Here is a 13,914-nt window from a genome sequence, read left to right as displayed (position 1 = left end):
ACCTTCTCGGCGGAACTCGTCTTCTGATGCCCCTCGGGGAACGGAGGTCGGACGGACATGGACTTGAGTAATGGAGGGGTCATGAATAGGAAGCTGACGCTGCCTGCCATCGCGCTGGCGCTGACGGTCGGCTTTACGGGGTGCGACCTGCAGGTCAGCAACCCGAACGAGCCGGACCGGGCGCGAGCCCTGGCGGGCCCGGACGATGTGGAGACGCTCATCGCGAGCTCCTACCTCAAGGTCTGGGAAATCGGGCACTACTGGAACAACGCGAACTTCGCCTTCAACCACATGTCGAGCCGCCACACCGCGACGTGGGGCAACATGGGGATGAACGACCTCGGCCGTGAGCCCCGCGAACCGCTGCCGAACTCGGCGGCGTACAGCCCCTCGTACATCTTCGAGGCGAACTGGGGTGACGCCTACGGCGGTATCTCGGCGGCCTCCGACGGGATCCGGGCCATCGACGAGGGTCTTGAGATCGGACCCGGCGGCGAGCGGAACACGCGCGCCCGGACGTTCGCGATGGCCAGTCAGGCCATTCTGAACTGCCTGCTCGCTCTTTGGTACGATCAGGCGTTCATCGTCGACGAAACGGTGGATCTCGCCGGTGAGTTGGACACGGTCGACTACAACGCCGTCTACCAGTACGCCGTGAGCAAGCTGGATGAGGCGGAGGCGGCCGCCCGCTCTTCCTCGTTCACGCTCCCGGACACCTGGATCAACGGGAATGCGTGGGACAACAACCAGTTCGCCGACTACCTGGTAAGCTGGAAGGCGCGCTGCGCGGCGAACCTTCCGCGGACGGATGCCGAGGCTGCGGGCGTGAACTGGGGCAAGGTCATCTCGGACGCCGAGAACGGCATTCGCGAACTCGTCGCCATAGGCGAGGACCGTTCGTCCGGAACGCCGTGGTGGAGCGGCATCAAGATCTTCATGCAGGAGAACCGGACCTGGCACCGCATGCACATGGACTGGGTCGGCCTGGCGGACCAGAGCGGCCAGTACCAGGACTGGCTGACGTTCCCCACGGAACAGCGGACGGCGCGCGAGATGACCTTCGGGGACGACAAGCGGTTCCCGGCGGTCAACGAGCACGGTACGCTCGGGGAGCCCGTGAGTCCCTCGGCGGCCTCGTACGGTCCACGCCACCGGTACAACGCCACAATCATCTTCCGGCCGGAGCGCGGGACGTACCGGCAGTCGCACTACGGCGACTCGCGCTACGACGACTACACGCTGAGTTGCAGCCGGTGTGAGTTCGGAGAGATGGAGTCCATGACGCACCAGGAGATGGACGCCTACGTCGCCGAGGCGCACTACCGCATGGGCAACTTCGGAGCCGCGGCGGATATCGTTAACAAGACGCGCATGGAGGCCGGACTGCCTCCGGCGCCGTCGAACCCTACCGACGCGGTGCCGTCGAACGCGAACGGCGAGTGTACGCCCCGCAAGCGGTACGATGTGCAGGGGCGCTGCGGCAACCTGCGCGATGCGATGTGGTTCGAGCACTTCGAGAATGTGTTCAACGTGTTCGGCGGACTCGAATTCTGGCATGGGCGTCGTAACGACATCATGCCGGCGGGGAGTGCGTTGCAATTGCCGATCCCGGCAGCGGATCTTGAGGTCCTGCAGCGCGACATCTACACGTTCGGCGGGGGAGAGGCGAGTTCGGCCGGCAACCCCATACCGCCATCGATCGTGCCGGGCAGTCTCGACGCTGCGCTGCAGCGTGCGGCGTTCTCGCTGGAGCGTCTGCAGAGGAGTCTCGCGGCCGAGAGTCGAGCGGCAAACGCCGATCTCGTCGTTCGTTAGCACTTCCTCTGCGGAGGATTTCGCGCGGGGGTGCCTGCGGGCGCCTTCGGGTTGGCGGCGGAGGCCACCGGGTTCGTCCCGGTGGCCTCCGCGCATCCGGGACCCGATGTGTCAGAAACGGGGGACTTCGGACGTTTCCTCGTTGTGTGGCGGTCGCCCGCCGCACTAGCTTCCGGTGGTAGATATGGTTTCGAGCAAGAGTACAGAGGCATACATGAGACTGAGAGCCACGCACTTCCTGGCGACATGCGCGGTCCTGATCGGTTTGGCCGGCGCTTCCGTGACCGGGTGTTTGGACCTCAACGTCGGGCCCACGGTTCCGTCCGTCGATTCGACGGAAGACACCACGCTCGATGAGCCGGGTATCACGAACCCGGGGAACAGCATCGTCCCGACCCTTCCGGAGAGTCGCTAGCACTCCGGACGTCCGGCGCGCCTTGACGGGGCTCGGCCGTCCATCTTCCGGCAGTGACTCCGCGCTGCGGGCCGTGGCCCTCGGGATGGGCTCGAATCTGGGCTCTCGCATCGACCATCTGCGCGCCGCCGCGCGGCGTTTGGCGAAGGCGGGGCTGGTCGAGCCCCGGTTCTCGAGGGTCTATGAGACCGCGCCAGCATACGGTCTGGACCAACCCGCCTACCTGAATGCCTGCTGCGTCGGCCGGACCCGTCTCGGGCCCCGCGCGCTGCTCGTCTCGCTCAAGGACCTCGAGTCGCGGGCGGGTCGCGACCTGAAGGCGCCGAGGTTCTCCCCTCGCCCCCTCGATCTCGATATCCTTCTGTACGCGAACGAAGTGATCGAGATGCCGCACCTCGCGATTCCGCACGGCGCGCTCGCGGAGCGAGCCTTCGTTCTCCTGCCGCTCGCGGAAATCGCCGGCGCCTGGCGACATCCCGCGCTCGGGCGCTCGATCGCCGAGTTGGCGGATGCTGTCGACCCGGAGGGTGTCGCCGTCACGAAGCTACGCTTAACGGACGCTTCCGATGGGGGCTCATGAGCCGCAGGACTCTGGAGGTCAGGGCCGCTGGAGATGGGGGCTACCCGATTCACATCGAACCGGGCCTGCTCCGCGACGCGGCGTCGGTCTGCCGGGCGTACGCGCCGGCGCACCGATACGCAGTGATCGCGGATTCGCAGGTCGCGCGGCTCTATGGTGCCGGGGTCGTCTCCTGCCTGGAGGATGCCGGTCTCGCCGCCGACCTGTTGCCGTTTCCGGCGGGCGAGTGGAACAAGAGCCGGGAGCAGTGGGCCGTGCTGAGCGATCGCATGCTTCACGCGCGGTTCGGCCGCGATTCGGCCGTCGTCGCGCTCGGAGGCGGGGTTGCGGGCGATCTGGCCGGTTTCGTCGCGGCCACGTACATGCGCGGCGTTCCCGTCATCCAGATTCCCACCACGCTTCTGGCCATGCTGGACAGTTCCGTGGGAGGGAAGACGGGGGTCGACACCGAGGCGGGCAAGAACCTGATCGGGGCTTTCCATCACCCGTCGGCCGTGCTCATCGATCCCGCCGTGCTGGAAACGCTGCCGCGGCACCAGCGCTGCGCCGGGCTGGCGGAGGCCGTGAAGACGGCGGCGATTCTCGATGTCAGACTCTGGGACTGGATGGTGCGCGAGGCTTCGGCGCTGTCGAGCGGCGATCCGGAGGCATCGTCGGAACTCATCGAGCGCGTCGTGCGGCACAAGGCGGCGGTGGTCGGCGATGACCCGCTGGAGCACGGCCGCCGCGAGATCCTGAATTTCGGACACACTGTCGGCCACGCGCTGGAAGCACTCGAGGGCTACAAGCTCCTCCATGGCGAGGCCGTCGCCGCGGGCATGCGCGTCGAATCGCGTCTCGGAGAACAGCTCGGGATCACCGAGCGCGGGACATCGGAACGGCTCGCCGGGCTGCTGGAAGCGTGCGGGCTGGGCGGCGACTGGGAGACCGACCGCGAGCCAACCGAGATTCGGGACGCGATGTCGAAGGACAAGAAGGCACGTCTGGACCGGATCCGCTGCGTATTCCTCGCGCGGCTCGGCGAAGTGGCCACCGACGCGGATGGACGGCACAGCTTCGGTCTCGGCGACGAAGACCTCGGACAACCTTTCGCGACGGCTTTACGGCCGGCCGCGGGGGGTTGAGATTATCGGAAGTGATCCCAGCCGAACCGTCACCGACCTCCACGCTCAGCGTCGCCGGCCTCTTCACCCGGCACGCGGAGTTGAGCCCGCAAGCGCCCTGCATATGGGCGGAGGGCGGGTCGTGGAGCTATTCCCGCGTCGCCGCGCAGGCGCGCGCCCTCGCCGTGGGGCTTCACAACCTGGGGGTCGAGCCCGGGGACCGCGTCGCGGTCCAGCTCCCCAACTGGCCCGAATTCGTGGTCTCCGCCCTCGCGGTCGCGGAAGCGGGCGCCGTCCTCGTGCCCATCGGTCCGAACTGTTCGCCGCGCGAGCTGCGCTTCACGTTGCGGAATTCCGAGGCGGCCGTCGCGATCACGGCGGAGAACTGGAACGGTGTGGACTATCTCCAGCGTTTCGAGAACCTCCTCACGCGGTTGCCCGACCTTCAGTACGTGGTGACGGTCGGAGATGAGGACCTCTGGTACGACGACCGGATCTTCCAGTTCGAAGACCTCGTCGCGAGCGGCCGCGGTCGGGAAGTCCCTCCGGCGGAGGTGGACTTGCGCCGGGATCCCTGCGCGATTCTGTACACGCCCGGGACTACGGGGGCCCCGAAGGGAGTGGTCCTCACGCACGACAACCTGGTGCGGACGGCTCTCGCGACGGCTGCCCGGCTGGAATTGGAAGGCGACGACCGAACGCTCTGCATCGTCCCGCTGCCGAACATCTTCGGGCTCATCGCCCTGCTCACGACGCTCGGCACGGGAGGGGCGCTGGTGCTGCAGGAGACCTTCGACGCAACCGGTGCGCTCGCGCTCGCGCGGGAGCACGAGGCCACCGTCGTTCACGGCGTCCCGACCATGTTCGTGATGCTGTTGCGGGCGCTGGAACAGGGTGGGCCCCGGCCCGACTCGCTGCATACCGGCGTCATCGCGGGCGCCCCGGTCGGCGACGCCCTGGTGCGCGAGGTGCGGCGTCGCCTGATCCCCGAACTCGAGAGCGCCTACGGCCTCACAGAGACCTCCCCCACGGTCTCGATCACGACCCGGTCGGATCCCGAGTCGAAGCGGGCCCACACCGTGGGTCGCCCGCTCGATGGAGTCGAACTCAAGGTGCTTGACGAGGCCGGCGGGGAACTCCCCAACGAGTCCGTGGGCGAACTCGCCGTGCGTGGCTTCAACGTGATGCGCGGGTACTTCCGTCAACCTGGCCAGACCCGAAAAACCATGACGGAAGACGGCTTCCTGAAGACCGGCGACCTTGCGATGGTCGACCCCGAGGGTTACCTGCATATCGTCGGTCGCTTGAGCGACGTGATTCTGCGGGGCGGTAACAGCGTCCACCCCGCAGAAATCGAAGCGCAGCTCCGATCCCACCCGGCGGTGGAAGAAGCGGTGGTTCTCGGGATCCCCAACGACGTGCTGGGCGAACTCGTCTGTGCCTGCGTGATCACTGCCGAAGGGGCCCTGATCACGGCCGACGAAATCCGCGATTTCTGCCACGAATCTCTGGCAGAGCACAGAGTGCCGGATCTCATTCACTTTCTGGATGAGCTTCCGGAGGCCTCCAGCGTACAGGCGCGCCGCGTGAACCTGGCCCGCATCGTACGCGCCGAGGCCGAATAGACCAGATCGCCGCGGCGGTCGCCGGGCAAAGCGGCCCGCGACCGGACCGGCGAGAACGCGAACGGCGGTTCGTAGACCCCTCTCACCATCCCCCCCGCCACCGGGGGCGAGGCAGAGGGGCCTCACCGGGCCGTTCGCGGCAACGAACGGAACAAGAGGACATGAACGACATGTACACGCGGGCGCCTCACCGGCGCCCCTCCGCCGATATGGCAGACGCCGCGGCGCTTCTCATCGATTTTGACAACGTGACCATGGGGATCCGGTCCAACCTGGGACAGGAACTCCGAAACTTCCTCGATTCGGACATCATTCGCGGCAAGGTGGCCGTCCAGCGGGCGTACGCCGACTGGCGACGCTATCCCCAGTATATCGTGCCGCTCTCCGAATCCTCGGTCGATCTCATCTTCGCGCCCGCCTACGGGTCGTCGAAGAAGAACGCTACCGATATCCGGCTCGCGATCGACGCGCTCGAACTGGTGTTCACGCGCCCGGAGATCGGGACCTTCATCCTCCTCTCGGGCGACTCCGACTTTTCGAGCCTCGTGCTGAAACTGAAGGAGTACGGGAAGTATGTGATCGGCGTGGGGCTCCAGGAGTCCACTTCCGACATCCTCGTCCAGAACTGCGACGAGTACTACAGCTACAACCGCCTGTCCGGGCTCAGATCGGCCGACGAAATCCAGACGGAGAAGCACGATCCGTGGGAATTGACGAGCAGGGCCGTGGCGCGCATGGCCGAGCGCGGCGATGTCATGCGCTCGGATCGCCTGAAGCAGGTGATGCTGGAGATGGACCCGGGCTTCGACGAGAAGACCGCCGGTTTCTCCCGGTTCAATCGATTTCTGGGCGAGGCGGCCAAGCGCGATCGAATCGTGCTGCAGAAGCGGGAAAACGGCCAATACGACATCGGCCTGCCGTCCGGCACGGCGTCGGCATCGGCGGCGGCAGCCGACGCCGTATCCTCCAGGGGAGAGACGGCGCCAGCCAGGAGCCGCGGCCGCCGCGGCCGCCGCGGAGGCTCCGGCCGCGGTCGCGCGTCCGCCCCGGAAGCCTCGGAAGCGCGCACGCCCGCGAAGGCCCGAAAGCCGTCGGCGAAGACAACGACCTCTCCGGCAGCGGCCGTTGAAGGGGCCTACGACGCGCTGAGGCGCGCGGTAGCCGAACTCTCGCGCGACGGCGCTCCGGTCCGCGATTCCATGGCGAAGCGGAAGCTCCTGCAGTACGACGCCGCCTTCGATGAAGGCAGCTTCGGCTTCAGCAAGTTCAGCCTGTTCCTGCGGGCAGCGCACGAGGCGGGCATCGTCCGGATGTCCCGGCATGAAGACGGCAATCACTATCTGACCGTGGCGGACGCACCGGCCGCCCCTGCACGCAAGGCCGAGTCGGCGCCAGCCGGGAGCCAGGAGGAGGCGGGTGGGCGGTCTCCGCTGTCCGCCGCGGCCAGAGCGGCGCGCAAGACGCTCGGCCGCTTTCGGCGAGGGCCGGCGGCCCGAGGCGAGTCGGCGCCGCCGAGCGAACCGGCGCCCCGCACCGAGGCGTCGTCTCCGAGCAAGCCGGCGTCGCGGAGCAAGCCCGCGCCCCGGAGCCAATCCGCGCCCCGGAGCCAATCCGCGCCCCGACGTGCACCATCGTCCCCGGCGGACAGTGCGGACACGCCGCGTCAGCCAAAGAAGCCGGCTCCGCGGCGGAAGGCGGAGACGCCTCGGGCCGACCGCGGCGGTAAGGACCCGTCCGGCCCGCGGGGTGAGAAAGCGGCCGCGAAAGGCCGGGCGGATCGGCGGCGGCCGGAGCAGCGAGGCGGCCCGACTGCCGAGCGCCGCGGGCAGCCGAAGGCGCGGGAACCGCGTGGCCCGGAGCCGAGGCGCGAGGAGGCGACGGCAAAGAGGGAGCCTGCGGCGTCGGCGCCGAAGCCCGAGCCGAAAGCCGCAGAGAGCCAGCCGAGCGCCCGCGAGACGACGCCTTCCCGGCGAACGCTGGGGCGCTACCGGTCGGGGTCCCGCGGGCGGACGGCCGCGGCGGATCCGGCGAAGAAGGCGGGTGCGCCTCGTATCGGTCCGGTGGCCGATGCGGAGCCCGCCACGGAGAAGAAGAAGGCGGATTCGAAGCGCGCGGACGTCCCGACCCGCGACAAGCCGGCGGCCCGCAAGAGTGGAAGGGCCGGCAAGTCGACCCGCGGAACCGCGCAGCCGGCCGCAAAGCCGGCCGGAGGACCTGTCGGACACATGGTCCGCAACTATGCGGGCGTCGGGAAGCGGACCGCGGAGGTGCTCGTCGACCACTTTGGCGACCGCGTATTCGAGGTCATCGACTCCGAGCCGGCGCGCCTGACCGAGGTCCTCTCGGAAGGTCGCGCGAGAGTGGTTCGCGAGGCCCGGCGCGCCGAGCTGGAAGGCTGAACGACCCGGCCGGTCCGGATCCCGGATCCGGACCGATCGGCGTCGACTTTCTTTCCCGCCCCGCCGCCGAGGTGGCGCGGGCGCTGCTGGGCTGCACGGTACGTTCCGACTGCGCCGGCGAGCGGACGGTCGGCCGGATCGTCGAAACCGAAGCCTACACGGGGCCCGAGGACGACGCCTGCCACGCGGCGGAGCGAATCGGTCGTACCGCACGGAACGCACCGCTGTTCGGACCTCCGGGCACCGCGTACATCCACCGCAACTACGGCATCCACTGGCTCTTGAACGTGGTCACGGGACCGGAGGGCTTCCCGGCCGGCGTCCTCCTCCGAGCCGTCGAGCCCACCGAGGGTCTCGACGTCATGCGCCGCCGCCGCGGCCGCGCCGAACTCACGAACGGTCCGGCCCGACTCGCCCAGGCGCTCGCGGTGGGCCCCGAAATGCAGGGGCATAGACTCGATCACCCTCCGCTCTCGCTGCATTGGGGAGAGCCGGTCCCGGAGGCATCCGTACAGGTGACTACCCGGATCGGGATCTCGCGCGCGGCAGACCGACCCCTCAGGTTCTACGATCGACGGAGCCGCTGGGTCTCGAAGCGCTGACTCGCCGTCGCGGGCCGCACCGGCGAGTCACGGGCTGCTAAACGCCGGGAGGACGTGAATGGCCGAAATCGCTCTGCAGGAAGTCGGAACGTACGGCTTCGCCTCGCTTCTTCCCCCCCTGCTGGCCATTGGGCTCGCGATCTACACCCGCCAGGTCTTCCTCTCCCTGGCGGCCGGCATCTGGCTCGGGCACACGATTCTCTCCGGCTGGAACCCGGCTGCCGGCGCCGCGGGGGCGATCGATGGCGCGATAGGCGTGTTGGGCGACGCGGGCAACGCCCGGGTCATCGTCTTCACTTTCCTGATCGGCGCCCTCATCGCCACGGTGGAGGCGAACGGCGGAATGCGGGGCTTCGTGCGCTGGGTCGAGGAGGCCCGCTGGGTGACGAACGCCCGGCGCGCCCAGATCATGGCCTGGCTGATCGGGATCGTCGTCTTCATCGAATCGAATCTCACCATCCTCGTCGCGGGTTCCGTGTCGCGGCCCCTTTTCGACCGCTTCCGCATCTCACGAGAGAAGCTGGCCTACATCGTCGACTCGACCTCGGCGCCCGTCTGCATCCTGATTCCGTTCAACGCGTGGGGCGCGCTGGTTCTGGGGATCCTGACCGAGCAGGGCGTGGGGAACCCGCTCGGCGTCTTTCTCGTCGCGATTCCGCTCAACCTCTACGCCGTCGCGGCCCTTATCCTCGCGGGCCTGACCGCCTTCCGGGGCTGGAACTGGGGCCCGATGAAGAAGGCCGAGGCGCGCACGCGGGACGGACGTCTCCACTGGGACCACGCGGTGGCGCTGGCGGACCCGGAGGAGATCGCGCCGCCGCCGGCCGAGGGCGTCGCGCTCAAGCCCCGCAACATGCTGATCCCGATCGCGGCCATGGTCGTCTCCATGCCCGTCTTCATGTGGGTCACGGGCGGTGGCGACATCAGGGAGGGCTCGGGCTCGACGAGCGTCTTGTGGGCCGTGATCGTCGGGCTGGGGCTTGCCTGGGTCCTCGCGCTCGCGCAGCGCTCCCTCAATCTGGAGAGCCTGAGCCGGGTCGGACTGAAGGGTGCCGGGGCGCTCACCGGGATGGCGGTCGTCCTCTGGCTCGCGCTATCGCTCGGGGACGTGACGCGGTCGCTGGGGACGGGTCTCTACGCGGCGGGCATCGTCGGAGACACCTTCCCGCTCATGGCGCTGCTGCCGCTGGTGTTCGTCGTCACGGGCGCGATCGCCTTCGCCACCGGGAGCAGCTGGGGGACTTTCGCGATCATGCTCGCGGTGGCCATACCGCTCGCAAACGCCCTCGGCCTGCCGCCCGCGCCCTTCGTGGCGGCGGTGCTGTCGGGCGGCATCTTCGGCGACCACTGCAGCCCGATCAGCGATACCACGATCATCGCCTCCCTCGCGTCGGCCACCGATCACATTGAGCACGTCCGCACGCAGATTCCGTATGCGCTCGTCGCGGGCGGGATCGCGACCGCGGGCTTTGCCGTCGTCGGGGCGCTGATGTGAAGCACGTCCTGCCCGTCTCCTGGACGGAGGCTGGCGGGTGCGGACGGGTCGGCGGGATTGCCCTGACGGAACTCGCCGGCCGATTCGGGACCCCGCTGGTCGTCGTCGACGAAAGCCACGTCGAGGACCGCCTCGCCCGCTTTCGCGCCGCCTTCGGAGCGGAGGCCGGGCTGACGTACGCCGGCAAGGCCTTCCTGTGCGGCGCCCTCGTGCGGCTCCTGGCGCGGGAGGGCTGGCTCGTGGATGTCGTCTCAGGCGGGGAACTCGAACTCGTGCGGCGGGCCGGGTTCCCGATGCGCCACGTCATCCTGCACGGGAACGCAAAGTCGGCCGCCGAGTTGGAACGGGCCATCGAGTACCGGGTGGGGCGGATCGTGCTCGACCATCCCGACGAGGTCGATGACCTGCGGAAAGCTGCCGCCGCGGTCGGATCCGACCATCGTCCCGAACTGCTCCTGCGGCTGAACGTGGACCTGACGCCGGAGACGCACGAGAAAGTGCGGACCGTGGGGCCGGGCACGCATTTCGGGATGGCGCCTCCCGTCGCCGCGTCCGTCGCGCGCCGGATCGCCGGCAGTCGGGGGTGGCGCTTGACCGGCATCCACATCCACGCGGGCAGCCAGATTCGGGATCCCGCGCTCTTCTCCCGCATCGCGGAGGCGGCGGTGGATTTCGTCGCGCCCTTGCGGCGCTGCTTTCCCGAGACGGTCGATCTGGATCTCGGCGGGGGGCTTGCGGCGCCGTACCGCGCCGGCGAAGACGTGCCCTCACCGTGGGAATACGCCGAGGCGCTGAAGGCGGGTCTGGACCGGTCCGACGCGGAGGCGCGGCTGGGCGCGTACCGGCTCATCGTCGAACCGGGCCGGTCGGTGATCGCGAACGCGGGCCTCACTCTTTACACGATTCACGCGCGCAAGCGCCTCGATGAGGCCGGCGAGGCGGTGGCCGTGGACGGGGGGCTCTCGGACAACCCGCGCCCCTCGCTGTACGGGGCGAGTTACGAGGTGCTCAACGCGTCGCGCCCGCGCGGCGAGGCTCGACGGAAGTTTCGCGTCGTGGGGAGGCACTGCGAGTCGGGCGACGTGATCGCGACGGCGGCGACGCTGCCCGGCGACACAGCCGTGGGCGACGTCCTCGCCATCCCGGGCACGGGCGCCTACGTGTTCGCGATGTCGAGCCGGTACAACGGGGTCGGACGCCCCGCCGTCGTGTTCGTGCGGGACGGCGCGGCGCGGGAGGTGGTTCGCCGCGAAACGGACGACGATCTACTGGCGTGCGACCTTGCGCTCGCCGGCCCGGAGCCGGCCCGGGGCGCCCAGCAGTCCGTGGCAGAGCCCCGCGTCAGCGCCGCCGCAGTTCGGCCGTCGCGAGCACGTTGACGTCGGGGCATCGACCCCGCAGCTCGCCCTCCGTCTTGCGAAGCGACTTCCCGCGCCCCACCGTGGCGGCGCATGCTCCGTCGGGCGAAGACCCGGCGTCTGTCCGATTCCATTGCGAAACGAAGTCCGTCATCCTGCCCGCTCTCGAAGAAACGCCCGCCGGTTCGGCGGTCCGGCCGCTCGGCCCGCGACTCATGAGACTGTACGCACGTGAGTGAGGAAGGGCACCCCTTCGCCCGACTCGGACTCTCCCCCGATCTCGTCGAGGCGGTGGCGAGGGCGGGCTACGTCGAGCCCACCGGGATCCAGCGCCAGGCGATCCCCGCCATCCTCGCGGGCCACGACGTTCTCGGCACCGCCCACACGGGCACCGGCAAGACGGCGGCCTTCGCCCTCCCCGCCGTGCAACGTCTTGCGGCCTCGGACCAGTCCGCCGCCCCGCGGGGCCTCGTCATCACGCCGACGCGCGAGCTGGCGCAGCAGGTGGGAGCGGCGGTCACGGCATACGGCGCCTCATCTTCCATCGAATCCGTCGTCGTCCACGGCGGCACCCCGCTGGGGCCCGAGAGGGCCGAACTCTCGTTCGGGTGCGACGTGCTCGTCGCCACACCGGGCCGGTTGCTCGACCACATCAAGCGCGGGAACGCGGACCTGTCCCGCGTCGAGGTGCTCGTGCTCGACGAAGCCGACCGCATGCTCGACATGGGGTTCATAGACGATGTGAAGGAGATCGTACGTCACACGCCCGATGACCGGCAGACGCTTCTCTTCTCGGCGACGATGCCCGATGGCGTCCGGTGGCTCGCCCATCAGCTGATGACCGACCCCGAAGAGGTGCAGGTGGGTCGGGAGACCGCGGCGGAGGGCATCCGCCAGGTCCTCCATCCGGTCGACTGGTCGCAGAAGCACGCACTCCTTCACCACCTGCTCGGCGAGTGGCCGGAGGGACAGGTGCTCGTCTTCACGCGGACGCGGGTGACGGCGACCTACCTCGCCGACTATCTGCGCTCGCACGACGTCGCGGTGGCGGGGCTGCACGGCGGCAAGCACCAGGACCAGCGCGACAAGGCGCTGCGGCGCTTCCGCGAAGGCTCGATCCGCGTCCTCGTCGCCACGAACGTGGCCGCGAGAGGTCTGGATATCCGCGGCATCCGCCATGTCGTGAACTTCGACGTGCCCGAAGATCCCAGAGACTACGTGCACCGTGTGGGCCGCACCGCCCGCGGCGACGACACCGGCGACGCGATCACGCTCATGGCCGCGAGCGACTGGGTCGAGATCCGCGCCATCGAACGCCTTCTGGGCGAGACGATCGAGCGCCGCGTCGTCCCCGGCTTCGAACCCGACGTGGAGCCGCCCCCCCCGGAGGAGCCGGAGGTCGAGCGCCCCGAGCCCACCGCACTGAGACGCGGAATCCGACGACGGCGCTAGACGCCAGGCGACCTGCGGCCCGGCTTTCGCTCCGCGCGGGGCTGGGCCCATATTCGGCTGTTGGCTCGTTCGGTTCCTCCTTCGCGGAGTTTTCATCATGTCCGTCGGTACGTCTGTCGTCGCCCGCCTCGGCTCCCGTTTCCACCGCAGCTCCATGGCCCCGCGGGTGTCGCTGGCGGCCTTGCTGCTGGTGCTGCTGCCCATGGTCGCCGAAGCCCAGCGCACCGCCAAGCCGGTCCTGCACGGGCGGCACTGGATGGCGATCACCGGCAAGCCGCTCGGCGCCACCGCCGGGGCGCGCATGTTCCACCAGGGTGGGAACGCCGTCGACGCGGCCGCCGCCATGCTCGCCGCGACCTCCACGATGTGGGACGTGCTCTCGTGGGGAGGGGAGACGCAGGCGCTCGTCTATCACCCCGGAGAACAGCGCGTGATCGGCGTGAATGCGCTCGGCGTGGCTCCCACCGGCGCGACCCCCGAACACTACCGCGGGGAGGGCCACGACAACTTCCCGCCCGAGTTCGGTCCTCTCTCGGCCGTGACCCCCGGCACGCCCGGCGGGCTCATGACGATGCTCGCCGAATGGGGCCGGCTGAGCCTCGCCGAGGTGCTTCAGCCCTCGATCGAGATGGCGGACGGATACCCGATCGAAGCGGACGCGGCGCGCCGCATCCGGAATACGGTGGACGAGATTCGGCAGTGGCCATCGTCCATGGATGTGTACTTCACCCACCCGGACGACGCGGAGAACCCGGGCCCGCGGGAGGGCGAGATCTTCCGGCAGCCCGGCCTCAAGCGGACGCTCGAGCGGCTCGTGGAAGCCGAAGCCGCGGCGCTGGCCGGAGGCGCCACCCGCAAGGAGGCGATCTACGCCGCCTACGACGCCTTCTACCGGGGCGACATCGCGGCGGACTTCGTGGCGGGGGCGCAGGCGGCCGGAGCGCTCATCACGATGGAGGACATGGCGAACTGGCAGGTATATCTCGAGGAACCCGTCACCGCCAACTACAAGGGGATCGACGTCTACAAGCTCACGACCTGGGTCCAGGGCCCCGTCATGCTGCAGGCGC

Annotated in this window: 11 protein-coding genes; all 11 read left to right on the top strand. The window is 69.2% G+C overall.

The features are described 5' to 3' along the window. Positions 1-81 precede the first annotated feature (81 nt). Positions 82-1,815: a hypothetical protein gene (locus OXN85_11615; GenBank protein MCY3600602.1), complete on the top strand. Its 1,734-nt coding sequence runs from the start codon at positions 82-84 to the stop codon at positions 1,813-1,815. 214 nt (positions 1,816-2,029) lie between these two features. Beyond that, positions 2,030-2,230 carry a hypothetical protein gene (locus OXN85_11610; GenBank protein ID MCY3600601.1) on the top strand — a complete coding sequence of 67 codons (201 nt, stop codon included), beginning with the start codon at positions 2,030-2,032 and terminating at the stop codon, positions 2,228-2,230. A gap of 22 nt (positions 2,231-2,252) precedes the next feature. Further along, entirely contained in the window at positions 2,253-2,810 is a 558-nt protein-coding gene (gene folK, locus OXN85_11605; GenBank protein ID MCY3600600.1) for a 2-amino-4-hydroxy-6-hydroxymethyldihydropteridine diphosphokinase, read from the top strand. After that, positions 2,807-3,934 carry a 3-dehydroquinate synthase gene (aroB, locus tag OXN85_11600; protein ID MCY3600599.1) on the top strand — a complete coding sequence of 376 codons (1,128 nt, stop codon included), beginning with the start codon at positions 2,807-2,809 and terminating at the stop codon, positions 3,932-3,934. Before folK ends, aroB begins: the two co-directional genes overlap by 4 nt. An 11-nt stretch (positions 3,935-3,945) precedes the next feature. After that, positions 3,946-5,538 (top strand): class I adenylate-forming enzyme family protein, encoded by a 1,593-nt coding sequence (locus OXN85_11595; protein ID MCY3600598.1) that lies wholly within the window; start codon positions 3,946-3,948, stop codon positions 5,536-5,538. A gap of 161 nt (positions 5,539-5,699) precedes the next feature. Beyond that, complete coding sequence (locus OXN85_11590) at positions 5,700-7,937, top strand: NYN domain-containing protein (GenBank protein MCY3600597.1); 2,238 nt, start codon at positions 5,700-5,702, stop codon at positions 7,935-7,937. A 35-nt stretch (positions 7,938-7,972) separates the two neighbouring features. Continuing rightward, on the top strand, positions 7,973-8,539 hold the full coding sequence (locus tag OXN85_11585) for a DNA-3-methyladenine glycosylase (GenBank protein MCY3600596.1): 567 nt from the start codon (positions 7,973-7,975) through the stop codon (positions 8,537-8,539). A 58-nt stretch (positions 8,540-8,597) separates the two neighbouring features. Next, a complete protein-coding gene (locus OXN85_11580; protein MCY3600595.1) occupies positions 8,598-10,034 on the top strand; it encodes a C4-dicarboxylate ABC transporter in 1,437 nt (478 codons plus the stop codon). Further along, positions 10,031-11,413, top strand: a complete 1,383-nt coding sequence (gene lysA, locus OXN85_11575) for a diaminopimelate decarboxylase (protein ID MCY3600594.1) — start codon at positions 10,031-10,033, stop codon at positions 11,411-11,413. Before OXN85_11580 ends, lysA begins: the two co-directional genes overlap by 4 nt. Positions 11,414-11,623: 210 nt before the next feature. Then, on the top strand, positions 11,624-12,844 hold the full coding sequence (locus tag OXN85_11570; GenBank protein ID MCY3600593.1) for a DEAD/DEAH box helicase: 1,221 nt from the start codon (positions 11,624-11,626) through the stop codon (positions 12,842-12,844). 154 nt (positions 12,845-12,998) lie between these two features. Next, positions 12,999-13,914, top strand: a 916-nt coding sequence (locus tag OXN85_11565; protein ID MCY3600592.1) for a gamma-glutamyltransferase, incomplete at its 3' end; no start/stop codon positions are given.

The sequence above is a fragment of the Candidatus Palauibacter australiensis genome (genome assembly GCA_026705295.1).
Classification (GTDB): Bacteria; Gemmatimonadota; Gemmatimonadetes; order Palauibacterales; family Palauibacteraceae; genus Palauibacter; species Palauibacter australiensis.
This window is presented reverse-complemented; position numbering and strand designations above follow the sequence as displayed.

What these genes read in the sequence shown, in the direction of transcription:
- OXN85_11615 (MCY3600602.1), top strand. Translation starts at nt 82, where the DNA reads ATGAATAGGAAGCTGACGCTGCCTGCCATCGCGCTGGCGCTGACGGTC.
- OXN85_11610 (MCY3600601.1), top strand. Translation starts at nt 2,030, where the DNA reads ATGAGACTGAGAGCCACGCACTTCCTGGCGACATGCGCGGTCCTGATC.
- aroB (MCY3600599.1), top strand. Translation starts at nt 2,807, where the DNA reads ATGAGCCGCAGGACTCTGGAGGTCAGGGCCGCTGGAGATGGGGGCTAC.
- OXN85_11590 (MCY3600597.1), top strand. Translation starts at nt 5,700, where the DNA reads ATGAACGACATGTACACGCGGGCGCCTCACCGGCGCCCCTCCGCCGAT.
- OXN85_11580 (MCY3600595.1), top strand. Translation starts at nt 8,598, where the DNA reads ATGGCCGAAATCGCTCTGCAGGAAGTCGGAACGTACGGCTTCGCCTCG.